Origin of the sequence: Slackia faecicanis, assembly GCF_003725295.1 — a bacterium.
GTDB lineage: Bacteria > Actinomycetota > Coriobacteriia > Coriobacteriales > Eggerthellaceae > Slackia > Slackia faecicanis.
Genome location: NZ_QICB01000004.1, coordinates 22,085 through 46,031 on the forward strand (window position 1 = coordinate 22,085; position 23,947 = coordinate 46,031).

Genomic DNA, 23,947 nt, shown 5'->3' on the forward strand with positions numbered 1-23,947 from the left:
CCGCCCGCCAGCGCCGCGGCGGGGCCTTCTTGGAAAAAGAAGGCCTGTCAGGCCATTTTTTCGAGGCTCTGCCGCGCGAAGACGCATCCGCGGCGCGTTTCGCGCCCGTATACGCCAAAATAAGCAACGCTTTTCTCTTATATATGGAATAACTTAGCGCCGATATGGGGCCATCGCCGACATTCCGTGCCAAACCTCGCATTTTTTGGCCTCAGGCGCCTCTTTTTTCCAAAATACGCCACCGCGGCCGCCGCTGCCGCGATCGCTCCCAACAGAAACGCAAACGACAAGAATAATCGCCCCTCGAACAATTGCTGCGCGGAACTCCGCGCATAATATTCATTGCGAATACGCAACTATTTATTATGATGGCTCTTATCTGCAACTCGTGGAAAGGAGCCTTTATGCTCTCCGTCTCCCAAAGCGCAGAGATTCTTGGCATATCGGCTGCGCGCGTGAGGAAACTCGTCAGCGAAGGAGCACTCGATGGCGTGAAAATAGGCCGAACATGGGCTCTGACGGACGAGTCGGTCTACAACAGGCTTTCCCGAAAACCCTCTGCAGGAAGACCGGCCCGCGCAAGCAAGCTCCCGCCAGCAGACAACGCCCCCACCGCGCCAGAACTCCATAGCCTTTACCTCGAATGCAAGCGCGCCTTTCAGTTCGAACCGTCGCTTCAAGCCATCGAAGACGCAAAGAGCCAGGAGGAGGCGGGGTTTTATATGGCCGTGGCCGACTATTTTCTGCAATACAGACAGCGTGAACTGATTGCGCAGGGGGTGTATTAGTGAATGCGCTGACAAGCATTCGGGGCTCGCGCGAAAGCGCGAGCTCGGACCGACCGCAATACGTTGTTTTCGCAGGAGTAAACGGCGCAGGAAAATCGACCCTCTACAGATCGAAGCTTTGGCGTCGCAGCAATTCAGACAACGGTCTCGCGCGAATCAATCCCGATGAAATTCTCAAAGAGTCGGGAGCCGACCCGTCATCTTTCAAGGCGCAGGTCGAAGCAGGAAAAAAAGCGCTCGCCCTGGTAGAAAAGCATCTCGAAAAACGACAATCCTTCAACCAAGAAACTACGCTGACGGGCAGAACGGCATTGGCAAGGCTGAAAAGGGCGCACGAATCAGGCTACGAAATACGACTTTATTACGTCGGCGTCGACAGCCCTGAAACCGCCGTAGCCCGCGTGCACCACAGGGCGAATATGGGCGGACACTTCATCGACGACGAAGACGTGCGCCGACGATTCGACGGTTCGCTCTCGAATTTCGCGCAATGCCTCGACTTCTGCGACGAAGTACGCGTATACGACAACACCGAGGAGCTCACGCGCATTGCCGCCTGGAGAAACGGCACCCTTTGCTGGTGGTCGGGCCGCAAAGCGGCCACCTCGTGGCTGGCACGCGCGATGAAGTCCGAAAACTGGCGGCAAGCGGAGTGACCCACGCCGACTTAGCGAATCGTCGAATCGACCGGTAAACGCCGACGCCAAGAAGAAGCCCCTCAAGCAGCCCTCTCGCAACTTCGGCCGCAAACGCAACGAGGCCGCCCGAAGGCGGCCTCGTCGGAGGAGGAACCGGTTTAACCGATCATTTTCATGATGGTGTCGGCCACCACATCCGCATGGATGCCGGCAGCCAGCACCAGGAAACGCAGAGCGCAGCCGCCCGCAAGCGCTCCCAACGCGCCGACCAAAGTCGGCGTGTCGACGGCTTTCGCGTCGGAGCCCGCGGACTCCTCTTTCGCGAGCAGGCCCTTGATCGCCATGGCCAGAGGCAGGGCAAGGCCCACGACCGCCACCAGGCCCCAGAACCACACGGCCAGCTGGCCCGACACGAACATGCCGGCCGATGCCGCAGCGGCCGCCCCGACAGGCGTGCTCGCGTCGGCGAGCAGCATGCTGCCCAAAAACGCCGCCAGCACCACGACCTCGAGCACCACCAGAACCACGACGCACTTCTCCATGAAGCGCTTCGTGCCGTGATCGACCGCCTCTTTCTTGGCAAGCGCGATCGCGACCACTTCGACAAGCGCCACGCCCGTGTCGAACGCCGACACGGTGAACAGCGCGGGCAGAAGCAGGGTGTCCCAGAACGGAACGCTTCCCGCCGTCATGAGCAGCATGCCCGTGTAGAACGCCACGAACGCGCCCAAAACGATGCCCGCCACGGCGAACGCCGTGCGAACGCCGCGCTCATGCTGCGCATACCAGGAGCACTTGCCCGTCAGCCATACGGCAACCTTCGGCGTGGCGAACAGCGCCGAAACGCCGAATGCCGCGATGGCGCCGAACGCGCCCCACGCGCCGTAGGTCATCCACGACGTGAAGTGGCTGAAACTCTGCCACATAAGCAGGCCGCGCAAAGGCGTGACCAGCTCCATCAGCAGCAGCAACAAGCCCACGATAAGGCTGATGGCCGCCGCCCACATGGAAACGCACACGATGCGCGCGTTGCGTTCCCGGTCCTTCAAATACAGGATGGCCGCCATGATGAACGCGCCTGCGCCCATACCGCCCAAGAACAGATAAAGCGCGGGCTGCCATCCCCAAACAGATTGCAACTCCATGGCCCTACTCCGTTCCAAGCACCAGGCACGACGGGTCGTTCAGCTCGGCGATAGGCACCGCCGACCCGTTCGTCGCCTCGAGCAGCTCATCCAAAGGCCCGAACTTCAGCGCGCCGAACTTGCACGCGCGCACGCAATACGGGTCCTCTTCGCCCAGTTCGACGCCCGCCTTCTGGCAGCAGTCGCATTTGTCCATCGACACCGAGTTGTACTGCGGCACCTCGTACGGGCACGCCTGATAGCAGTACTTGCATCCGATGCACAGGTTCGGGTCCACCTTGACCACGCCATGCTCGTCTTTCGAGATGGCACCGGCGGGACACACCTTCATGCAGCTCGGGTCGGCGCAATGCATGCACGACGTCGAAATGAAGAACGTCCTGCCGCGGCTGCGCTTGAACGAAGACACACGCCTTCTGTCGGGAGTATCGTCGGAAAAACCGTTCTCCTTTCTGCACGCCTCGACGCACCGTCCGCATCCGGAACAGCGCGAGAGCGCCGTGAGGAAGCCGTACCTGACCCCTTCGGCGTTCGAGCCTGAGCTCGCCTCGCTGGCGGCCGCCTCTTTCCCGGAGACGGCCGCTGCGCCGAGAGCAAGCGCGCAGGCGCCTGCGGCCGATGCGGTCAGCATCGCGCGGCGCGTCATATTCACGCTTTCTCCCATTCGAATTCCTCGCTTTCACCGCCCGAAGGCGGAAGTACTTATTCTTCGACTTCGAACACCGTGCTCGAGCCCAGAGGCGAAACCGTTCCGTCCTCGGTCACGGCGCGCACGTCGAGCTTGTAGATGCCGGCCTGTTCGGGGGTGTAATCGAAGTGCCAATACACCCAGTCTTCCGCGTCGGAGGAAGACGTGTCGAACGACGTCCAGGTTTCGCCGCCGTCGAGGGAGAACTCGACCGCCGTCACCTTGGTGCCGCAGTCGTCGGCGTAGCCTTCGAATGCGATCAGGTCGCCCACCTTGAAGCTATCGCTCACGGTGTTGAGGATGCTCACCTTGGCGCGGTAGTCGGCATCGGGGCCTTCGACCTCGGGAACCTCCTCGGAAACGGACAGTTCGATTTCAGCCACGGCGCGCGTGAAGTACTTCGCCACGGTGTCGGGAATCCACACCTGCAGGCGCTCGCCGTCGGAAAACGGCTTGTCGCCGACCTGGTAGACCAACAGGGCCTCCTTCTCCATGACGTAGGACAGCGGCATGGGAAGGCCGTAGCCGTCTTTGTCCTTGAAGGTGATCGTGTTGGCGCCGGCGCCAACACCCGCCATTTCCACCAGGTCGGACACCTTGACGCCCGTGACGCTGGCCATGGCCACGGCCGGGCTCATGCCACACGTGCAGCGCATGTCCTTGCGCTCGGCCTCCATGCGCTCGATTTCGTCGAGACCGATGGAGTACACCTTGTCGACGACGCCGCCCACGTTGACGTAGTAATCCTCGTGCGTCACCTCGTCGAACGCGTAGCCAGGCTTCGCGCAGATCGTGGTAGTGGCGGTGCCGAACAGGTTGAACACCTCGTCGGCAGGGGTCAGCGTGTCCTGCGTGAACGTGAAGCCGCCCTGAACGTTGGCCACTTTGTCATAGTCGACCGCCGCGCGCTGCCACACATCGATGGGGCCTTCTTCTTTATCGCTGCTGCCCGCAAGAGCCGTATTAGGCATCATGGAGCCGATGCCGCCGAGCACCATGGTGGCGCCCATCGTGCATCCCAGCACTTTCACTCCGAAAGAACGTTTCATCGCTATTCCTCCACGTTCGTCTTCGCGGTGACCATGACCTTGTGGATATAGCCCTCGTCGGTCACCAGGCCGGTATCGGTGGTGCCGCGGGTCATGAGCACGTAGCTGCCGTCGGTTTCGGGCGTCCAGGTGAAGGTCCACCACACCCACTGGCGGGCGTCGGTCTGGCCCAGGTCGAATGCGGTCCAGGTCTTGCCGCCGTCCATAGAGAACTCGATCTTGGTCACGGCCTCGTCGAATGCATCCGCATAGCCTTCGAAGGTGAAGGGCTTGCCGGTCTCGATGATCTTGCCGTCAGGCACGCCGAGCGTGGTGACGTTGGGCTTGTTCATGTAGGGGCCCTCGTCGTAGCTGTCGAAGCCGTTCTCGGAGATGGCCGCCCAGTCCTTGTCCTCGTCGGTCAGGTGATAGCCCACGCACTGCTTCACGTTGCCCTGGGCGTCGTTCGCCTCGATCCAGTTAAGGCAAGGGGCGCCGGCGCTTACGCTCAAAGGCTCGCCACCGATCTTGTAGACCAGGTACACGTCGTCGAACTTCTCAGGAGCCGCGCCGCGCGTGCTGTGGTTCTGTGCGCCGTCGGTGTGGAACTCGCGACGGTCGACGGTCACGCCGGTGACGCCTTCCTTCAGGCCGCCGCCGCGCTCGATCAGCCAATTCAGCGGGATGCCGGTGATTTCGACGTTGGAGATGCCGCCGCCGCCAGGCATGTTGTCCAGGCAGTGGATCTTGGAGATCTTGGTGACCGACGCGCCCTCGGCCTCGGCCTCGGCGATCAGGTCCTTAAGCTTGGCGGTATAGGGCTGGTTCACCAGGCCGGTGATGTTGATCTCCCAGTTGTCCACCATTTCCTGAGGCAGGGGAAGATCTTCGCCGTTCTTGCCCATGATAGCCAGCAGGTGGTCGTAATCGGAATGGATCCAGTCATAGGTGAACATCTCGTCCATGGTGTTGGTCGTGGTCTGGTCGAAGGTGAATTCGCCCTGAACGTCCTTCTCCTTGACGATGCCGTCCATGTGATCGTACTTGACCTGGTCCCAAAGCTCGACGCCTTCGCCGTTTTCGGTCATGTTGTGGCAGCTCTGGCATTCGCCGCCGCGCTGCTCGAAGTTGGCGTTGTTGCGCTCGCCGTAATGCACGGCATGCATAAGCGTGCCCATCTCATAGCCGTCGTCGTCGCTGTGGCACAGCATGCACTGGTCGACGGTGATCCAGTTGTTCAACGCAGGGTTGAAGATCGTAAGATGCGAGTACTCCATGCCGGCCAGCGTGTCCTTCAGGTCCTCATGGCACGCATTGCAGCCGCGGTTATCGGCATCAAGCCAATAGGTGTTGTAGGAGTTGCCGTTCGTGTACGGGCGATTCCAGTGATAGCCGCGATACTCGGTGGGCGTGCGCTGCACCTTGGTGCCGTCTGCGAGCGTGCGGATCTCCGGAGCGTATTCTTCGTTGATCTTATCCTGGCGCTCGTTGATTTCGGCCAGAATGCCCTCCGCCTCTTCGTAGGTGTCGGAGTATTGGGTTTCAGTCGACGCCGCTTCAGGCTCGGCAGCATCCTGCTGCGCGCAGCCGGCGGCCATCATGGACCCGGCGGCAAGCGTCACGGCCGCAAGCGCGAGCTTCCCCTTGACTCCCCTTCCTGGTTTCCGCATTATTCCCCCTTTCCTTGTGCGCGTCATGCGCATGATTCGACGCCTTCCTTGACCGGCGTCGGGGAGAACACTACCCGCCGGATAACTTCGCTTCTATCGACGTAAAGGGGCGAACTTTATATAACCCCAGGTGGGAGGCATAACCCGGTTTGGTTGATGCCTTGTCATAAGCATCTGATCGGTTAGAATAGAATTATCCATGAATAAAACGCCGTCGGCGCGAAGGGAGAACTATGGCACACCGCCCAAGCGCCTCGGCGCTTTGTTCGGCATATGCGGCAATCGGTCTCGTATTGGTTTTCGTATGGTCGGCGCTCTCCGACCATGTGTTCGGCCTGCGCAGCGCGCTGCCTGAATTCCTCGTAGTAAATCCCCGCGTCTTCTTTCTTGCAGGCATCCTCGCACTCAGCGCGGCGTTCGCCGTGAAACCGAAATTGCCCCGCGCCGCCGACGCCACGCTGTCGGTGCTTCTGCCGTTCATCGGCGCGACCGGCACCGCCTGCATCGCGCTGGCATCCAATCAAAACCTTTTCCCGCCCGCCATGCTCTGCATCACGGGGCTCTTGGCGCTCGGCGTAGGATACTGCTGGTTCGTCGTGAGCTACGGACTCCTGCTTGCGCGAACCGGATCCATCGCCCGCATCGTATACTGCCTTGCCGCGGCGCTCTCCATGGAGCCCGTAGTCAGGCTCGCCATCGAATCGACCTTCGAGCACACGGCGATTTCAGGAATCGCCGTGTGCCTGCCGTTCGTATCCATGGCCTTGCTCCAGATCGTCCGCACGATGGTCGAGCAAGAAGAAGCGACGAGCGGCGTCGAAAAAGACGCCTTTGCGAAAGAACACGACGAGACGGCCGACGAAGCGGTTCCCGACAGAAAAACGGCCCTCGAAAGCAAGGCGGGGAAAATCTTCATTCTGCTCGGCGCCACCGCAGCGCTTCTTGCCACGGTGCGCACGCTGAGCCCATGCGGAACCTGGGATGCGAAATTCGACCCCGCCCCCATGACCACATCGCCGGCCCTTGTTCTCGCGTACGCGGCCGGAGTTCTTCTGTTCGCATGGTATGCGCTGGTACGCGCCGAAACTCGACCCGCCCTGCTGCGCTTCCAGCCGGCATTCCTGCTTATCGTGCTGACATTGTTCGCCTCGCTTGTGATGCTTTTTTCGCAAGGGCCGCAGTCTGCGATTCTCTACACGTTCATGATTCTGGACGACTCGTTCGCCCATATGCTGTTCTGGGCGTCGATCGCCTGCACCATCGCAAGCACCGCCATGCCCGCCCGCAGGGTCGCAGGCCTCGCGCTGGCCGTCTATAGCGCATTGTCCATCATCTGGCTTTTCCTGCTGGGCGACAACGACACCTTGGAAGCGCCGGTGATGGCGATCGCCATCACCGCCATCTACCTGCTGACGATGATCGTGTCTCACACCAATTCGAGCAGCGCGGATCAAGAAGAAGCCCAAACGCCGCACAACGAGGCGCAGGAAGAATCCACCGCGCTTGCCGACCGCATCGCAGCGAGCATCGAGGAACGTTGCGTCGAAATAGCAAGCGAATACAAGCTTTCGCCGCGCGAAACCGAAGTGCTTGTGCTGCTGGCCCAGGGACGCACCCGCGTCTACATTCAGGACGAACTGGTGCTGGCGGAAAACACCGTGAAGACGCATATCGCGCATATCTACAAGAAGCTCGATGTGGGCAATCGCCAGGAAATGCTCGACCTGGTGTTCGGCAAGAACGAAGGCCCCGCGCCCGCCGAACTTACGGAAACCCGATAAACGCAAAGGTCGCTAAACGCAGGAGAGGCCCGCATATTGCGGACCTCTCCGATGCAGGCGGCATGTACGCCGCCGAGTCGTTGCCGACCGGCAGAACGACGCACTCCTACTTCATCAGCTTCGCGATTTCGTTGGCGAAGGCGACGGGGTCTTCCAGGGGCATACCCTCGACCAGGAGAGCCTGGTTGTACAGCAGGCCGGCATAGCTTGCCACCTTGTCGGCATCGCCCGCTTCCTGCGCGGCCTTCAGCGTAGCGAAAATCGGATGCTGTGCGTTCACCTCGAGCACACGCTGGCTCTTGATATCCTCTCCGCCATCAGGCATCTGAGACAGGATCTTCTCCATCTCGAGCGACACGGGGCCCTCGGCGGTGATGCACGCGGGCGCGTCTTCGGCCGTGGCCAGGCGCGTAGAAACGCTCACCTTGGATACATGCTCGCCAAGCGCGTCCTTCATGGCGCCGAACAGGCCTTCGTTTTCTTTCGCGGCCTCTTCGGCGGCCTTCTTCTCATCTTCGGTCTCAAGACCCAGGTCGCCCGACGCGACATTCTTCAGCGGCTTCTCGACGAACTCCTCGCCTTCGGCGGCGGGCTTGCCGTAGCCCATCATGGCCTGGAAGCAGAACTCGTCCACGTCCTGCGTGCACAAAAGCACATCGTAGCCCTTGTTCATGACGGCCTTCACCACAGGCATCTTGGCCAAGCGATCGACCGATTCGCCGGCGGCGTAGAAGATGGAATCCTGGCCCTCGGGCATGGCGGCCACGTATTCGTCCAGCGTGACCATCTTCTGCTCCTTGGCAGAATAGAACAGCAGCAAGTCGGCCAGCTCGCCCTTGTTCATGCCGTAGCTGCTGTAAATGCCGTACTTCAGGCCGCGGCCGAACTCCTCGAAGAACGCCTCGTAGGCCTCGCGGTCGTTGTCGCGCATATTCGCCAGTTCGCCCTTGATCTTCTTCTCGAGCTTCTTGGCGATCGCACGCAGCTGGCTGTTATGCTGCAGCGTTTCGCGAGAAATGTTGAGCTGCAAGTCCTGGCTGTCCACAACGCCGCGTACGAAGTTGAAATAGTCGGGCAACAGCTCTTCGCACTTCTCCATGATCATGACGTTGGAGCTGTAGAGCGCCAGGCCCTTCTTGAAGTCCTTGCTGTACAGGTCGTACGGTGCACGCGTGGGAATGAACATAAGAGCGTCGTAGGTCAGCGCGCCTTCGGCGTGAACCTTGATCGTACGCGCAGGGTCGGCCCAGTCGTGGAAATCGGACTTGTAGAACTCGTTGTATTCCTCTTCGGTCACGTCGGACTTGCTGCGCTTCCAGATGGGAATCATGGAATTGACGGTCTCGGTTTCGGTGTAGTGCTCGAATTCGGGCTGATAATCGTCGCCGGCGTCTTCCGGCTTGGGCAGCTCGCGCGTCTTTTCGCATTCCATCTGAATGGGATAGCGCACGTAGTTGCTGTACTTCTTGATGAGGTTCTTCAGGCCCCACTCGGAAAGGAACGTATCGTAGTTCTCCTCATCGGCATTGTCCTTGAGGACCACCACCACGTCGGTGCCGTGAGCAGCGCGCTCGGCGGGTTCGATCGTGTAACCTTCCACGCCGTCGCTCACCCAGCACCAAGCCTCGTCGGAGCCGTAGGCGCGCGAGGTCACGCGGACCTCTTTGCCCACCATGAAGGCGGAATAGAAGCCCACGCCGAACTGGCCGATGATATCCACGTCATCGCCCTGGGCCTCGGCGTTGTCGGTCTTGAACTCCAGGCTGCCGGAATGCGCGATGGTGCCGAGGTTCTTCTCGAGCTCGTCTTTGGTCATGCCGATGCCGGAATCGCTCACCGTGACGGTACGGGCATCGTGGTCGAAGCCCACGTGAATCGCCAGTTCGTCCTTGCCCACCTTCACGTCGGAATCGGTAAGGCTCTTGAAATAGAGCTTGTCCACCGCGTCGGAGGCGTTGGAAATCAGCTCGCGCAGGAAGATTTCTTTGTTGGTGTAAATCGAATTGATCATGAGGTCGAGCAGCTTTTTGCTCTCTGTCTTGAACTTCTTCATGAATGAAGCCTTCCTTCTTTCGTGCATCGCGCGGGCGGACCGCGCCGTTATGACCGTAGGGAAATGGGCGATGACGTCGGCATGCGAGTCGCGCTTGATGCGCATCGCATGCGGACGGTTCGCCGCGAATCGCTTTTTAGCACTCAAGAGAGGTGAGTGCTAATCTGGATTGTAGTACCGACCATTGCGCTGTCAACCGAAGCCCAAGAAGGCTCCATGCAATGTTGACGTTTCGTTGCGAAAACGAAAAAGCGCGGCCTGGCCCCGACCGCGCCTCGCTCCACGCAAACGAACCGCACCGCTATTTCACGAACACGAAGGTATCGTTTGTCGACACCTCCTGGTCAAACGTATACCCTGCCGCATCGAAGCGCTTGATGTCTTCCACGCGCCCGATCGCGTTTTCGGCGCACCAGCGCACGAAGGTGCCGCGCGCCGCCTTCGCCTCAGTCGAGCGCTGCACAAGCTTGCCGGCGCGCAGCGTGCCGAACAGGCAGGTCAGCACACGCACGGGCGAGCCCGCCTTGGCCGCCGCCTTCGCATGCGACAGCACGGCTTTCGCATATTCGACCGACGCGAGGTTCACGATGACGGGCTCTTCGGGCGCGGGCACACCAGTGGAACCCGCCGCATCAGGCTGGACGCCACCGGAATCGGCCGCAAGGCCATCCGCCTGGCAGCCTTCGTTCTTGTCGCAATCGGACGCGGGCGCACCGCCCCCGTTCGTCGGCCCGAGCCCACATCCCTGCTGCGCAAGATCATCCGCCAGCGCCTCGTACAAGCGCGAACCCCAATAGCCGTACAGGTCGCGCGCGCCGCCCACGGCAAGTTTCGCCTGCATTTCAAGTCGGTACGGCACCACCGCATCGAACGGACGCAGCACGCCGTAAAAGCCCGACAGAATGCGCAGGTGCCGCTGCAGATAATCGAGCTGCCCCTGCGTCATGACCTGCGGCGCCATGTTCTGATACTGGATGCCTTCGTACGAAAATGCCGCGGGCGTGCATGCGGCGGCACAGGCGGGATCCATGCTTTGCACGCGCTCATAATTCAGTTCCGCCAACGCGTCGCTGCACTTCCACAGCGCCTTCGCCTCGTCGTAAGAAAGCGTGCGCATCGCCTCGAGCAGTTCGCATGTCTGCGGAAGAAAACGCGGCATGTCGCGCCACGCGAACGAATCGGCCGCGTCGACCATCTTCTTGGCGGGGGAGATTATGAACAGCATGGTAGCCTCCTTTATTGCCATTGCGAACCCCTGGGACGATTGTCCGCGCAGCCCTATCCTAAACAAGCAAAACGCCCGATCGACCTCGAAAAAACCCAGGAGCCGCGCCGCAGGCAGGCAAACCGCACCCGCAAAATCCGGCGAAAGGTCGAGCTTCGCGCCTCACGCCTTCGCCTTTTAACTCCTCAAGGCGAAGCCTCTAGCGCCCGAAACGGCACGCCGAGGCAAGGCGCGCGGCGCGCCATAACGGCAAAGCCGCTCGCACGCAGGCGTGGCGGCCGCGGGCCTTCCGCACCGCGAGCTTCGTCAGCGGCGAGGCGAATCGCATGCTGCGGCATGACGACAAGGCAAAAACCGTCAGCGACATCATCGCCCGACCCGGGAACAACGCCGAACAGACCCGAACGCATGCGGCGACACGGCAGTGTCACGGCGAGATGCGCGAGCACTTCATCTTTCGCGGTCAAAACCGCGGCCCCTATTCGCCCGCGGCTTCCTCGGCGCGGCGGGCGATCGCTTTGCCGATGCGGTGCACCACGTCCACCACGAGCGCGTTGCCCATGCAAAACGCGCGATGGCCGTCGGTCATGCCCGTGGCGGTCCACCCTTTCGGGAAGGTCTGCAGCTGGTCGAGCTCGTCGGGTACCAGACGGCGATATCGGCCGCTTTCGGTTTTCACCACGTGCTTGAAGCGCGACGCGCCCGCGCCGCCTTCGCCCGTCAGAATGGTGCGCGACGGCTTGTCGAGAGCATCGGGAAACGCCATGCCGCCTTCGCTGTACATATAGGTAAAGCCCGACGCATGCGTGCGCTCCTCTTTCTTGGCGCCTTTGAAATACCCCCAACGCTCGAGCTTGTCGTCGTCGATGAAAAACGCCTCGGGCACCTGTTCTTCGGGAATCAGCACGTCGCCGAGCGTGGCGAAGGGACCGCCGTACACGGGCGTCACCTCCGCAGTGAACACCTCGCCGTTCTGCATGGCGCCCGCGCCGTGAAACGGCGACGCCTTCAGGCCTTTGCCGAAGTTTTCGCTCACCTCGTACGGCTCGCCCTGCACCGCGAATACATTCGCCTTCGCGACCAGGCAGTTAATGGGAAACGCCTCGGCCATCACGCCGGTTTCGCGCACACGCTCCTCGATATTCCATGCAGGCGCGTCCTTTTCGGCATACACGTACACGCGGCGACGGCGCTGCGGCGCGCCGTAATCGGCCGCGTTCACCACGCGCCATTCCACCGAATAGCCGCGCTCGTTCAGGCACGCCAGCATGATGGCGAAATCACGGCCGCGCTGCGACGCGGGCGACTTCAGCAGGCGGTCTACGTTTTCAAGCAGCACGTATTTCGGCGAGCACAGATACAGGAAGCGATAGATCTGCCACCAGAGCACGCCCTTCTTACCCTCGATGCCGCCCGACTGATTCTTCGGCCGCGCCACCGAATAGTCCTGGCACGGAAAGCCGCCCACTAGCATGTCGTGCGCGGGAATGGAGCGCTCGCCCGCCTCCACCTGGTCGAGCACGCGTTCGATATCTTCATTGACGATGGACCCCTCGCCGAAACGCTCGGCGTAGCAGCGCGCCGCGAACTGGCGCGTTTCGGTTCCAGGAGGCTCCCACTGGTTCGCCCAGACGGTCTGGAAATCGCCCGCCGCGGGACGATGCCAACCGCGTTCTTCGTCGTCGTATCCATCGAGCGCCAAGCGGAATCCGCCCACGCCCGCGAACAATTCGGCAACGCGAATCTTCGTCATGCAAGCCTCCATAGCATTCGTTCGTATCGGATCCATGATCGCAAATAGAGCCCGCTCCGTCAAGATCGCACGGGCGGACGGCACCGCCCGCTTACGCCTCGAACGCAAGAAGCCCCGGCGCTCGAGGCGGCCGGGGCTTCACAAGCAAACTGTCGGGGATCGCGTCAATGGCCCTACGCCTGCGACGCGCTTTCCTGAGTGAGTTCGGGGTCGATCATGAAGTAATCGAGCACGTCCTTGTCGGCCTTCACCAGGTCGGCAATATTCATGCAGCTCGTGCCGACGCGGCCGATATCGTAAAGCAACCTGTTGAATACGGCGGTCATGGCGGGCGAGCATTCTTTCGCAGCGATGCGCTTCATATGCGCCTTACGCGCAGTGGTTTCGGCCTCGACCAAGCTTGCGCTTGCAGCGAACACACGCTTCGCATCGGAGGAATCACCCGACGCCAACGCCTTCATGGCGCCCGCGAACATCTCCTCGGCGATGGCCATCGCCTTTTGAGCCTCGTCGATCGCGGCCTCGGAATACTTCACGCCCTTGCAGGACTTCACGATATGCCCGCACAGCGCCGCTACGCGTTCGACGTCGTTCAGACCGCGCATCAGCTTCATAGTATGCGCCGCCTGGTCTTCGTTGAGCGCGCCCGCCGCGAAGATTTCGGCAAGGTAGTCGGTCACTTTCTGGCACAGCTCGCCGGCCGCTTCGGCCTTGCGCGCCGCCTCGTCGATGCGCTTGGAATCACGATCGCGCAGAGCCGCGGAAATATCATGGAGCGACACGCGGATCGTTTCGCCGCAGCGCTCGATTTCCTGGGCAACCATCTGCAGCGCGACCACAGGCTGAGACATGAGGCGATCGTCGAGATACATAGGCTCGGCAGGATCGGACACGACCTTCGATCCCGCACGCTTCTCGGGAATGATACGCATGACGATTTTCACCATGAGCCAGATGAACGGCAGCCACAGCAGCGTCATGGCGACGTTGAACGACGTGTGCGCGTTTGCGATCTGGCGCGAAATGACCTCGACTTCGGGGCCCGCAGGCGAAATAGCCTGGATGAACGCGGCGAATGCGGGAATGAACCAGATGAAAATCAGACAGCCTGAAATATTGAACAAGCTGTGCGACACGGCCACGCGCTTGGCATTGCGACTCTGGCCGATACTGGCCAGAAGCGCGGTGATCGTGGTGCCGATGTTGTCGCCCAGCAGCACGGGGATGGCGCCCGTCAGGCCGATGACGCTCGTCACGCCATCGGGGCCGGCCGTGGCGGCCAGGTTCTGCAGCACCGCGATAGTGGCGGAGCTGCTCTGAACGATGACCGTCATGATCGTGCCTACGGCCACGCCCAAGATAGGAACGTCGACCACCTGGGAAATCATATCGATGAACACGGGGCTCGTGGCCAGCGGCTTCATCGAGTCGCCCATGGTCTCGATGCCCAGGAACAGCAGGCCGAAGCCCAGGATGCTCAGACCGACGCTCTTCACGCGCTCGGTCTTGGCGATGAACGACACCAAGAAGCCGATAAACACGAACGCCAGAATATAGTCGGTAATCTTGAAAGCGATGATCTGGGCCGTGATCGTGGTGCCGATGTTGGCGCCCAAAATGATCGAAATCGCCTGAGGCAGGCCCATAAGGCGGGCGCTCACGAAGCCGATCGCCATAACCGTCGTGGCGCTCGAACTTTGCAGCACGGCCGTAGTGAGCGCGCCGGCCAAAACGCCGAGAATCGGATTCTTGGTCAAAAGGGAAAGAATGTTCTTCATCTTTTCGCCGGCAACCTTCTGAAGGTTGTCGCTCATCATATTCATGCCGAAGATGAAGATGGCAAGACCGCCGAGAAGGCCCAGGGCGGTAGGAAGCACGGTGTCCACGAAAGCGTTCTCCTCAGTTCGTACGGGGGCATCTGCATGAAACCATCGAGGGAGCAGTATAGCGGCCGAAACGATTCGCGTAGACTTTGCAAATGTAAAATAAATGCAAAGTCGCACGGAGGAAAACAGGCAAGTTATGCGCTCTTATCTGCGCAAATGCAATATTGATACCTATTTTGCATAAAAGGAAGCGCTACGCCGCCTCGATATGCACCCAAAAGCAGACACGGCGTCTAAAACGCGATATCCCGACAAGATCGCTCCGCCGCAAAAGCGCGGCGCATTCGAAGAAGCACAGACCGCGCATCTTCTCGAAAACATAGAAAGGCGGCCCGAAAGCCGCCTCCCAAAACGTATACAGGGCGATACCTGCGCAAATGCTACGGCCTCAGGCCGCTGCCGCCCTGCAGGGTCAGCGTTTCGCCGGAGATATAGCTGGCGTCCTCGGAGCACAGGAACACGGCCGTGCGTCCGATATCGCTTTCGGCGTCGCCGAAGCGGCCCGCGGGAATGCCCTGGATGGTCTTCTCGTACGCCTCGGGATACTCTTCCTTCCAAGCAGCCAGCTGGCTGGTCATGACCAGCGGGCAGATCACGTTGCAGTTGATGCCGTCGGGGCCCCACTCGGTGGCGGCGACGCGCGTCATGCCTCGAATGCCTTCCTTGGCCGCCGCGTAGGAACTCTGGCCGTAACGGCCGAACAGGCCCGCGCCCGACGCGAAGTTCACCACGGAACCCTTGGCCTCCTTGAGGTAAGGGTGGCAATGCTTCATATAGAAGAACGCGGCGTACAGGCCGGAGAACACGGCCTTGTCGAAATCTTCCTTGGTGTGCTCGATCAACGTGAGGCCCGATGCCGAATTCTGGGCGTTGTTGATCAGGAAGTCGATACGGCCGAACTCGTCTGCGACCTGCTTGACCGCAGCCTCGACCTGGGCTTCGTCGCCGCCGTCGGCCTGCAGGCACAGCACCCTGATGCCGTACAGGCGCTCGAGCTCTTCCTTGGCGTCTTCGAGCTTCTTGACATTGCGACCGGTAATGGCCAGATTGCAGCCCTCTTTGGCGAACGCAGTAGAAAGGCCCCAACCGATGCCGCCGCCCTTGCCGCCGCCCGTGATGATGGCTACCTTGCCGTCGAATTTGCCCATGAAAGCCTCCTGACTTCGGGTGTTTCTTTTTTGCGACTAACGTAATGGCGAACTGCCGGCGCGAAGCGGGCAATTCGCCGAAGGGCGCGTTTTCGCCCGCATACAGCACCCATTCGCACGAAAAGAAACAAGACAGAAACACGCAAACGAGCCGCGACTCGCCTTACGCATCGACCGAGGCATTAAGAAGACCGTCGTAAAAAACGGAAAGCGGCGAGACGGATCGCCCGTCCGCCGGCTACGCGTTCGCAATGACGATCCGCGGCCTCTTCGAAAGCGCGCGTCTTTCACGAACCGCCGCAAACAGAAGCAGACATCCGGTCAGCCCCCCCCCGAAAGCGCGCAAAAAGGGCCGACGACGAATCGTCGGCCCTTTCGGCACAAACGCGACAGAGGCGCAACGCGGCCTTCGGCCGCAAGAGAAGCGTCCTACATGACGAACACGACAGGCAATGCCGCCATGACCACCAGGTAGCGCAGCAAGAAGCCGCCGACCAGCACGCACGCATCCACGCCGACGCTGACCATGCGGGCCTTGGAAGACTCCTCGAACTCCTTCGGAGCGAAGAAGAGCAGCCAGGTCTCGACGGCGGTCGGAGCCACCAGGCCCACGATCACCAGGCCCAGCCAGAACAGCGGAGCCCAAGAGCCGCACACCAGACCCATCACCGAATCGAATCCAGCAGTGGAGTTGTAGCTGGTGATGAAGCACAGCGCAGCAACCAGCACGATTTCGACCAGGGGCAGGCAGTAGTGCGCCTTCTTCAGCAGGCCCACGACCTCGAACTCGCCGGCGAAGCGCAGAGCGCCCACCAGCAGCACCGACGCCGCGCCCGCCGACATGGCAGACACCAGGAACAGAATGGGCAGCAAGGCGTTGTTCCACAGGGGGAACGTCTTGCATACGCCCAGCAAGGCGCCCGTGTACATGGCCACGCACACCGCGAACACGACGCCCGCGACCTCCAGCCATGCGGGAACGCGCTTCTTCAAGAAATCGAGCAGCAGCACGACAAGCGCGATCACCATGAAGGCCGCCAGGAACACGACACCCCAGGTCATGACAGAGAACGGGTTGTGCAGCAACAAGGCGAAGCGCAGCGGGTGGTGCAGGCCGGCCTCGGCGTCGATCATCAGCAGCACCAGGCCGATCATCACCACGACGGGCGCGATGATATGGCCCGCCTTACGCATGTTAACGGCCTCGGGATGGCGCCAGCGCAAGAACGCCGACGTCACGAACGCGCCGCCGCCCAGACCGGCAAGGAACAGGTACCAGGCGATGGGAGCGCCCCAGATAGGTTCGAATGACATCCTTCATCACCTCACGTAAAAGACTTTTGCTTCGGTCAGGTCGCCGTCGATCGGCTGGGCGTTCAGCTCGGCGATCTGCTTGGAAACCTCGGACTCGGGATCGTCCAGGTCGCCGAAAATGCGCACGCCGGTGGGGCACGCCGTCACGCACGTGCACATCTCGGTACCGTCGAGGGCGGATACGGTGCAGAAGCGGCACTTGTCCACCGCGCCCGTCTCCTCGTTCACGACGCGAGCGCCGTACGGGCAGGCGGCCATGCAGTACTTGCAGCCGATGCAGCGGCCGTGGTCGACGCACACGATGCCGTCTTCGGTGGTGTAGGTCGCGCCGGTGGGGCACACGGCCTGGCACGGAGCGTCCACGCAGTGCATGCACTGCGTGGGAACGTGCTCGATCGTCACATTGGGATACGTTCCACGCTCGAATTCGTGGAACTTGATGAACGATTCGTTCGGAAGCAGGTCGTTCTGCCTCTGGCACGCCGTGCGACAGGCGAAGCAGCCTACGCACTTCTTGGTATTGATAAGCATTCCATAGCGGGCCATTACGCACCTACCTTCTTAACCGTGACCAAAATCTCGTGCGACATGGTGGAGCCGTAGCCGTTCTCGAGCTGATAGGCCTGGAAGTCGGTCGAGCGAAGGCCGATGCCGTAAGCCGTATGCTGATCCTTCGACGAGCAGCCATATGCCGGCGGCAGGAAGACGGCCGTGGGGTTGAGACGCTGGGTCACCTTGACGCGGCAGCGGCCGGTGTGCTGGTCGTTGGAGATTTCCACTTCGTCGCCGTCGGAAATACCGAGCTGCTCGGCGCGATCGGCGTTCATCCAAATGCGCGTGAGGTCGTAATCCTGCGTGATGGCCATGAGCGGCTCGCAGTTCGCCGTCATGGTGTGGCTGTGCATAGCCTGCTTGCCCGTGATCAGACGGAACTGATTGCCGCCCGCAGGCGTGACTGCAGGCGCGACCCACGTCGGCGCGGGGGTATAGCCCGCAGCGACGCACGCCTCGCTGACAAACTGGATTTTCTCGGAAGGCGTCTTCCACTTCGGCGCCTTGCCGTATTCGAACGCCTTTTCGGGGAAGGAAATCGTACCGACCTTGCGCAGCGCGTCCAGGCTCAGGCCAACCGACTTCAACTGCGCATCGGCAAGCTCTTCCACCGTGAACGGGAAGTATTCGCCAACGCCGCACGCCTCGGCAAGACCCGTGAAGATCTCGTCGCACGGTTTGGTATTGGGATGCACGATGTCAAGAACCTTATCGCGCAACGAAACGGAAGGCACCTTGCCGCCGTTGAACGCGGGCAGTTCCAAACGCTCGAGGAAGCTGCACTCGGGCAGCACGTAATCGGCGCACAAAGCGGTTTCCGACATCTGAATATCCACGACGACGCACAGATCCAGGGCGTCCAAGCACTCCTGAAGGTACACAGGGTTGGAATAACCCGCGACCATATTGGAGTTATAGAAGAACATGCCCTTGATCGCGCCCTCTTTCGCACGCTGGGCAGCGAACACATTCACGCCCATGCTCGAAGAAGCAAGCGGATATTCCTCGGAACCCACCTTCTTGCCCTCAGGCTTCGGAACGGCGGGGAATTTCTCTTCGTCAAGCTTGCCTGCGGAAACGCTGGGAAGGAACAGCGCGCCGCCCTTTTGGTTCCAGCAGCCGAGCAGCGTATTGAACACCGCGATGGCGCGGGCCGTTTCGCCGGAGTTGGCATACTGGTTGCCGAAAGCGCCGCGCCATCCCGCGTCGATGCATGCAGCAGGCGCAGCCTGCGAAAACTCGACGGCCAGGCGCTCGATATCGGCGGCGGGAATGCCGCAGATCGCCTCGGCCCATGCCGGGGTGCAGTCTTTCACGCCGGCGGCGAACTCGTCGAAGCCCACTACGTTTTCGGCCACGTAGGCGGCGTCGTAGATGCCGTCGCGAATGAGCACGTGGCTCATGGCCAGCAAGAACGCCAGGTCGGTGCCAGGGTTGACCGGCAGCCACTCGTCGGCGAACACCGTGGAGTTGTTGCAGCGCGGGTCCACCATGACCACCTTCGCGCCGTTGTCGTGCGCTTTCTGCAGCGCCAGCAAATGGGCGGGACGGACGGCGTCGGCCACGGAGCGGCCGATATACATGATCATCTTGGAGTTCTCGACATCGGCGGAGAAATCGCCCGCGCCGATGACCTGCGAGAAGCCCGATGCCTTGGAGATATTGCAAGCGGCACCGTGGGTGTAGAAGTTCGGCGAGCCCAGCGCGTCCATGAAGCGCTTGGTGTAATACGCTCCGCTCGGACGCGGGTCCTGCACCATAGCGAGCGCCTGAGGGCCGTCCGAATCCAGGATGGCCTTCACCTTGTCGCCGATTTCCTGATAGGCCTGCTCCCAGCTAATGACCTCGAATTCGCCCTTGTCGTTCTTCTTCAAAGGATCGGTCAGGCGATCCTCGGAATAAACGATGGCGGGATAGCCGTAGCCGCGCGCGCAGATCTTGCCCTGGGCATGCGCATCGTATTCGTTGGGAATAAGCTTGGACAGGCGGCCGCGCTTGACGTAGGCCTTGTATCCGCACTTGCTCGAACAGGCGTTGCACATGCTATAGGCAAACCAAGAACCCTCGTCGGACGCGGGTTCGTCAGCGCACGCCTGCTTCCACGCGCCGAAGCTCATATATCCGCCCGCTGCGGCAAGAGCGGCCACTCCTGCGCTGCCGGCCAGAAAGCTTCGCCTTGTAATAGCGTTTTCTGACATTCTCGGTTCCTCTCTTATAAAGAACGTTTTCTATGCCGACACGTCGCCGGACGCACACGAATCCGCCGCGACGGATGCCGCCTTCGCTGCTTCGCCGCCCGCGACGCCTATCAAGGCATCGACGAGCGCGACGAAAAACGGCGCTGCGGGATCATCGAGGCACGCGAGGCGCCGACGGTAATCGGCCAGCCAACCGAAACGCTCCGACAGAAACGAACGGGCCTCGGATTCGTACCCCGACCGCTGCAAAACGGCCAGCATGTCCAGCTCCAAGGCAAGATGATCGGGCCACGCCCGATAGGCGGGCGGAAGGGAAAAGCCCATGCGTTCGATGAGCTCTTCCATATAGCGAGCCGGCTCGGCGCCATAGCCTGCACCGCGCGCGGCGTCGGGCGCGGCGTCGGGGCGATACAGCGATTCGACCGGCAGCGCCGACCCGGGAAGCCCTCCCGTGAAATGACAACGGCAAAAACCGTCGTAATCGGCGAATGACGGCGGGGTCTTCAGAGCGTCGATCCAGCAGGCGCCCGAACGGCCGTCCGATGCGCAAGCCTCGACCGAGGCGCCGAGTCCTTCGACGAAACCCTCCCACACCTCGGGAGCGGTCAGCTCGGCGTAGCCCGCCTCGTCCATTCCGGCGAAGCACTGCGCCGCAACCGAAAACACGGCCGGATTGCCCATGGCGTCATCCCCCTCTTTCGTTCGTACTCTTCGAAACGTCGTGATGTTTCCGGTAAGGCGCTACGCTTCGACGAGCGTTGCGGTGCGCACGATGCCCTTGTCGATGGCCTCCTGCGCGATGTCCTTCCAGTCGACGAACTTGATCGCGCCGTTCGGGCACTGCACGGCGCAGCGGCCGCACGCGATGCACTTCGTGGAAACGCCCGTCTCGGTGTCGACCACCGGCATGTTCCAGGGGCAGGCCTCGTGGCACATGCCGCAGCCGATGCACGCCTCGGGATCGACCACACGAGCGCCGGTCTCGGGATCGGGAGCGATGGCGTGCACGGGGCAGTTCTTCACGCACCATGCATCCTTGCACTGCTTGCAATGCTCGACGGTGAACTGGCAGTTGCCGAAAATGCCGTCCTGGCTTTCGCCGCCCGGACCGAAGTTATAGTTCTGCCACACGCGCACGCGGGCGGTGTTCTGGCACGCGCGACCGTCGTTGCGAAGCGAGCACATGAGCTCGCAACGCTGGCAGCCCGAGCAACGGGCGCGATCGGTCACGATAAGTTTCTGAGGCATGGGATCGAGCACGATGCGGCCCGATGCGATGCTGTCTTCGACGACTCCCCATTTCGCAAGCGCGCCGCCCGCGATGAGGCCGGCCAAGCCGACGCCCACGCCGCCGATGACAACCTGACGACGAGTGAAGCCCCCCTGCGCTGCCTTGCCTTCGGTCGGCGCCTTCTCGGCGGAATCGACCAGCTGCTCTGAAGCGCCCTTCTTCTCCTCCATCGAATGTTCCTTTCCTAGGTCCTTCTGAATCAAGGACACATACCCCCTCAAAACGCACTTCGCACAGCAGCCATAATGCCGCCCCATCACCGAAAGCCGTACCCTCCTTAGGGGCAAAATCGCAGATGAGCAACAATCCCCTCAAAGAGGGGACACGAAAAACAAGGGATTGCGCATAATGACAGCCGACCGGAAACGGTCGTATACGCACATGCCTCCGCACACGTCGCTTCACGTCACTGTTTTCAGACAAGACTTGGAGACCAGACAATGGCAAAAGAAGACAACATCTCGTTCGGCTGGGCCGGCAAGATCGCGCGCGTCAATCTGACCACCGGCGCCATCACGGTCGAATCAACCGATCCGTACAAGCAATATATCGGCGGCATGGGCATCGCCAACAAGATCATGTATGACGAGGTGCCCGCCGGCACCGACCCGCTTGCTCCCGAGAGCAAGGTCATTTTCGCCGTGGGCCCGCTGACCGCATCGGGCGTGCCGCTGGCCGGCCGCACCACGCTTGCGCACCTGTCCACCTTCACCAAAGACCATCTGGTGGTCGATTCCCACATGGGCGGCATGTTCGGCGCCAAGCTCAAGCTCGCCGGCTGGGATGCCTTGATCGTCGAAGGCGCATCCGATAAGCCCGTGTTCATCAAGATCATCGACGACGACATCACCATCGAGTCGGCCGACGGCGTGTGGGGCCTGGGCACCCGCGCCGCCACCGAGGCGCTCAACACGCTCGTTTCCGACAAAGCGTGCGTCGCCACCATCGGCCCCGCGGGCGAGAACCTGCTGCCGTACTCCAACATCATCAACGCCCGCAACCACTCCGCAGGCGCAGGCGTCGGCGCGATCCTCGGCTCGAAGAAGTGCAAGGCCGTCGTGGTGGAAGGCAACGGCTCCGTGTACGTCAAGGACCCGCAGGCCGTGGCCGAGCTGTCCGACTACATGCTTGCCGACATCATCGGCTCCAACAACAACCACGTCGTTCCTTCCACCCAGCAGGAATGGGCGGAATTCTACGACGAAGGCAGCCGTTGGACCGCTCGTGACGGCCTGACCTGGGCCATGGCCGAGGGCGGCCCGATCAACACCGGCGAGCCGAAGCCCGGCGAGCTCAACACCGTGGGCTATCGCTGCATGAAATCCACCAAGGACCTCGGTCCCGCGGCCGAGAAGTACACCGTGAAGATGAACGGCTGCCACAGCTGCCCGATCCACTGCTACTCCGACCTGCGCGTCGAGGCGGCCGGCTCCACCGCCGGCTTCGAGACCGTCGGCAACACCTGCGCGGCCAACTTCCCCGTGTCCATCTACATGAAGAAGATCTTGGGCCTGGAAATCGCCGATGACGAAAGCGTGCTGTGGGATATGACCACCCAGGCCACCATGGACAACCTGGGCCTGTGGTGCAACTACGCGCAGCTCTACCGCGACATCGCCCACTGCTACCGCGCCGGCGTCTTCGAGAAGAACCTGCCCGCCGAGGAGTACGCCTCCATCAACTGGGCCGGCTTCGAGAACGAGTCCAAGGACCCCACCGTCATGGTCGAGATCCTGACCAAGCTCGCGAAAAACGATTCCGAGCTGGCCTACATCGGCTACGGCCCCTTGGTGTGGTGCGAGCGCTGGAACGACCAGAGCTGGTTCGACACCGCCACCTCCACGCTGATCAACTACCGCGGCTGGCCCGTACACCACGCCATCGAGTGCTTCGGCCAGGTCGGCGCCGTGTACAACATGATGTTCAATCGCGACGACATGATCCACTCCGCCGTCAACTTCCAGGGCTGCGGCCTTCCGTGGGAGATCAAGCAGCAGATCGCCAAGGAGGTCTGGGGCAGCGAGACGGCCATCGACCAGAACAAGAACTACACGCCCATGAACGAGTACAAGGCGAAGTTCTGCTGGTGGAGCATCGTCACCGACGTCCTGCATGACTGCCTGACCCTATGCAACTGGGTGTGGCCGATGACCATGTCGCCCAGCAAGTCCCGCGACTACCGCGGCGACCTGGACCTCGAGGCCAAGTTCTACACCGCCGTCACCGGCGAGGAGATGACCCGCGACGAGCTGTACAAGCGCGCCGCCTCCGTCATGACCCTCCAGCGCGCCAACACCGTGCGCGGCATGGGCACCAACGACATGCGCAACGAGCATGACACCATCACCGAGTGGGTATTCACGAAGGACCCCGAGATCCAGCCCTTCACTGCCGGCACCGACAAGATGGAGCGCGAGGACTTCCAGACCGCTCTGGGCATGGTCTACAAGGAATTCGGCTGGGACGAGCAGAAGGGCTGCCCGAGCGCCGCATGCCTCGACGACTACGGCATGGCGGACGTCAAAGACGAGCTGCAGTCCCTCGGCCTGCTGTAAAACCGCCCCTTCTCTTCCTCGCGGCCGCCGGCGCGACGCACGGCGGCCGCGGCCCGAATGCCGAAGGCGGCAGCATGCGCGGCGAACGGCAGAGTTCTTCCAAGCCGAAGCCTGCGCGCGGGACCCCCTCCTCGAAACCGCTCGAATCCCCTCGAGCGGGCGTGCCGGCTGCGGGAAGCCCTCGAACGCCGCAGGCTGCGTCTGAATCGGGCATAACGAAAAAGGGAGGTTTCC

Annotated in this window: 18 protein-coding genes; 4 read left to right on the top strand and 14 right to left on the bottom strand. The window is 61.6% G+C overall.

Translation table 11 applies throughout. The features are described from left to right. Positions 1 to 404: 404 nt before the first annotated feature. Together DMP07_RS06220 and DMP07_RS06225 are read left to right on the top strand one after the other, a co-directional pair. Entirely contained in the window at positions 405 to 788 is a 384-nt protein-coding gene (locus tag DMP07_RS06220) for a helix-turn-helix domain-containing protein (protein WP_161957046.1), read from the top strand. Continuing rightward, entirely contained in the window at positions 788 to 1,444 is a 657-nt protein-coding gene (locus tag DMP07_RS06225; RefSeq protein ID WP_123198293.1) for an ATPase, read from the top strand. Before DMP07_RS06220 ends, DMP07_RS06225 begins: the two co-directional genes overlap by 1 nt. 140 nt (positions 1,445 to 1,584) lie before the next feature. Here the strand turns inward: DMP07_RS06225 and nrfD (DMP07_RS06230) are convergent, their stop codons facing one another. Genes nrfD (DMP07_RS06230) through DMP07_RS06245 form a run of 4 tightly spaced genes read right to left on the bottom strand, consistent with a single transcriptional unit; the run spans position 1,585 to position 5,957 of the window. Further along, positions 1,585 to 2,571, bottom strand: a complete 987-nt coding sequence (nrfD, locus tag DMP07_RS06230) for an NrfD/PsrC family molybdoenzyme membrane anchor subunit (RefSeq protein ID WP_123198294.1) — start codon at positions 2,569 to 2,571, stop codon at positions 1,585 to 1,587. 4 nt (positions 2,572 to 2,575) lie between these two features. Further along, positions 2,576 to 3,235 carry a 4Fe-4S dicluster domain-containing protein gene (locus DMP07_RS06235; RefSeq protein ID WP_123198295.1) on the bottom strand — a complete coding sequence of 220 codons (660 nt, stop codon included), beginning with the start codon at positions 3,233 to 3,235 and terminating at the stop codon, positions 2,576 to 2,578. A gap of 38 nt (positions 3,236 to 3,273) precedes the next feature. Next, positions 3,274 to 4,308 (bottom strand): molybdopterin-dependent oxidoreductase, encoded by a 1,035-nt coding sequence (locus DMP07_RS06240; protein WP_123198296.1) that lies wholly within the window; start codon positions 4,306 to 4,308, stop codon positions 3,274 to 3,276. Between the two features lie 2 nt (positions 4,309 to 4,310). Then, positions 4,311 to 5,957, bottom strand: coding sequence for a molybdopterin-dependent oxidoreductase (locus tag DMP07_RS06245; protein ID WP_123198297.1), 1,647 nt, complete (start codon positions 5,955 to 5,957; stop codon positions 4,311 to 4,313). Between the two features lie 293 nt (positions 5,958 to 6,250). Between DMP07_RS06245 and DMP07_RS06250 the strand changes: the two genes are divergently transcribed. Continuing rightward, complete coding sequence (locus DMP07_RS06250; RefSeq protein WP_211324531.1) at positions 6,251 to 7,738, top strand: helix-turn-helix transcriptional regulator; 1,488 nt, start codon at positions 6,251 to 6,253, stop codon at positions 7,736 to 7,738. 106 nt (positions 7,739 to 7,844) lie between these two features. Here DMP07_RS06250 and htpG read toward each other — a convergent pair whose 3' ends face one another. The 10 genes from htpG to DMP07_RS06300 all read right to left on the bottom strand — a co-directional run bounded on the left by htpG (position 7,845) and on the right by DMP07_RS06300 (position 21,328). After that, the gene (gene htpG, locus DMP07_RS06255; protein ID WP_123198376.1) at positions 7,845 to 9,791 is read right to left on the bottom strand and encodes a molecular chaperone HtpG; all 1,947 of its coding nucleotides are present in this window, start codon (positions 9,789 to 9,791) and stop codon (positions 7,845 to 7,847) included. Positions 9,792 to 10,092: 301 nt separating this feature from the next. Then, positions 10,093 to 11,016 carry a YaaA family protein gene (locus tag DMP07_RS06260; protein ID WP_123198299.1) on the bottom strand — a complete coding sequence of 308 codons (924 nt, stop codon included), beginning with the start codon at positions 11,014 to 11,016 and terminating at the stop codon, positions 10,093 to 10,095. A 478-nt stretch (positions 11,017 to 11,494) separates the two neighbouring features. Continuing rightward, positions 11,495 to 12,769: a DNA (cytosine-5-)-methyltransferase gene (dcm, locus tag DMP07_RS06265; protein ID WP_123198377.1), complete on the bottom strand. Its 1,275-nt coding sequence runs from the start codon at positions 12,767 to 12,769 to the stop codon at positions 11,495 to 11,497. A 173-nt stretch (positions 12,770 to 12,942) separates the two neighbouring features. Then, positions 12,943 to 14,655, bottom strand: coding sequence for a Na/Pi cotransporter family protein (locus DMP07_RS06270; protein ID WP_244594898.1), 1,713 nt, complete (start codon positions 14,653 to 14,655; stop codon positions 12,943 to 12,945). Between the two features lie 380 nt (positions 14,656 to 15,035). Then, a complete protein-coding gene (locus DMP07_RS06275; protein ID WP_123198300.1) occupies positions 15,036 to 15,803 on the bottom strand; it encodes an SDR family NAD(P)-dependent oxidoreductase in 768 nt (255 codons plus the stop codon). 429 nt (positions 15,804 to 16,232) lie between these two features. Beyond that, positions 16,233 to 17,117: an NrfD/PsrC family molybdoenzyme membrane anchor subunit gene (gene nrfD / locus DMP07_RS06280; RefSeq protein ID WP_123198301.1), complete on the bottom strand. Its 885-nt coding sequence runs from the start codon at positions 17,115 to 17,117 to the stop codon at positions 16,233 to 16,235. A 6-nt stretch (positions 17,118 to 17,123) separates the two neighbouring features. Next, positions 17,124 to 17,663, bottom strand: coding sequence for a 4Fe-4S dicluster domain-containing protein (locus DMP07_RS06285; RefSeq protein WP_123198302.1), 540 nt, complete (start codon positions 17,661 to 17,663; stop codon positions 17,124 to 17,126). Continuing rightward, positions 17,663 to 19,867 carry a molybdopterin-containing oxidoreductase family protein gene (locus DMP07_RS06290; RefSeq protein ID WP_123198303.1) on the bottom strand — a complete coding sequence of 735 codons (2,205 nt, stop codon included), beginning with the start codon at positions 19,865 to 19,867 and terminating at the stop codon, positions 17,663 to 17,665. Before DMP07_RS06290 ends, DMP07_RS06285 begins: the two co-directional genes overlap by 1 nt. Positions 19,868 to 19,897: 30 nt before the next feature. After that, positions 19,898 to 20,548 carry a molecular chaperone TorD family protein gene (locus DMP07_RS06295; protein WP_123198304.1) on the bottom strand — a complete coding sequence of 217 codons (651 nt, stop codon included), beginning with the start codon at positions 20,546 to 20,548 and terminating at the stop codon, positions 19,898 to 19,900. A gap of 60 nt (positions 20,549 to 20,608) precedes the next feature. After that, positions 20,609 to 21,328 carry a 4Fe-4S binding protein gene (locus DMP07_RS06300; RefSeq protein ID WP_123198305.1) on the bottom strand — a complete coding sequence of 240 codons (720 nt, stop codon included), beginning with the start codon at positions 21,326 to 21,328 and terminating at the stop codon, positions 20,609 to 20,611. A gap of 270 nt (positions 21,329 to 21,598) precedes the next feature. Between DMP07_RS06300 and DMP07_RS06305 the strand changes: the two genes are divergently transcribed. Beyond that, positions 21,599 to 23,713: an aldehyde ferredoxin oxidoreductase gene (locus tag DMP07_RS06305; RefSeq protein ID WP_123198306.1), complete on the top strand. Its 2,115-nt coding sequence runs from the start codon at positions 21,599 to 21,601 to the stop codon at positions 23,711 to 23,713. Positions 23,714 to 23,947 lie beyond the last annotated feature (234 nt).

Bases quoted from the DNA above. Each gene is read 5' to 3' on its own strand.
- DMP07_RS06220 (WP_161957046.1), top strand. From the start codon at position 405: ATGCTCTCCGTCTCCCAAAGCGCAGAGATTCTTGGCATATCGGCTGCG.
- nrfD (WP_123198294.1), bottom strand. From the start codon at position 2,571: ATGGAGTTGCAATCTGTTTGGGGATGGCAGCCCGCGCTTTATCTGTTC.
- DMP07_RS06235 (WP_123198295.1), bottom strand. From the start codon at position 3,235: ATGGGAGAAAGCGTGAATATGACGCGCCGCGCGATGCTGACCGCATCG.
- DMP07_RS06240 (WP_123198296.1), bottom strand. From the start codon at position 4,308: ATGAAACGTTCTTTCGGAGTGAAAGTGCTGGGATGCACGATGGGCGCC.
- DMP07_RS06245 (WP_123198297.1), bottom strand. From the start codon at position 5,957: ATGCGGAAACCAGGAAGGGGAGTCAAGGGGAAGCTCGCGCTTGCGGCC.
- htpG (WP_123198376.1), bottom strand. From the start codon at position 9,791: ATGAAGAAGTTCAAGACAGAGAGCAAAAAGCTGCTCGACCTCATGATC.
- DMP07_RS06260 (WP_123198299.1), bottom strand. From the start codon at position 11,016: ATGCTGTTCATAATCTCCCCCGCCAAGAAGATGGTCGACGCGGCCGAT.
- dcm (WP_123198377.1), bottom strand. From the start codon at position 12,769: ATGACGAAGATTCGCGTTGCCGAATTGTTCGCGGGCGTGGGCGGATTC.
- DMP07_RS06275 (WP_123198300.1), bottom strand. From the start codon at position 15,803: ATGGGCAAATTCGACGGCAAGGTAGCCATCATCACGGGCGGCGGCAAG.
- nrfD (WP_123198301.1), bottom strand. From the start codon at position 17,117: ATGTCATTCGAACCTATCTGGGGCGCTCCCATCGCCTGGTACCTGTTC.
- DMP07_RS06285 (WP_123198302.1), bottom strand. From the start codon at position 17,663: ATGGCCCGCTATGGAATGCTTATCAATACCAAGAAGTGCGTAGGCTGC.
- DMP07_RS06290 (WP_123198303.1), bottom strand. From the start codon at position 19,867: ATGTCAGAAAACGCTATTACAAGGCGAAGCTTTCTGGCCGGCAGCGCA.
- DMP07_RS06295 (WP_123198304.1), bottom strand. From the start codon at position 20,548: ATGGGCAATCCGGCCGTGTTTTCGGTTGCGGCGCAGTGCTTCGCCGGA.
- DMP07_RS06300 (WP_123198305.1), bottom strand. From the start codon at position 21,328: ATGGAGGAGAAGAAGGGCGCTTCAGAGCAGCTGGTCGATTCCGCCGAG.
- DMP07_RS06305 (WP_123198306.1), top strand. From the start codon at position 21,599: ATGGCAAAAGAAGACAACATCTCGTTCGGCTGGGCCGGCAAGATCGCG.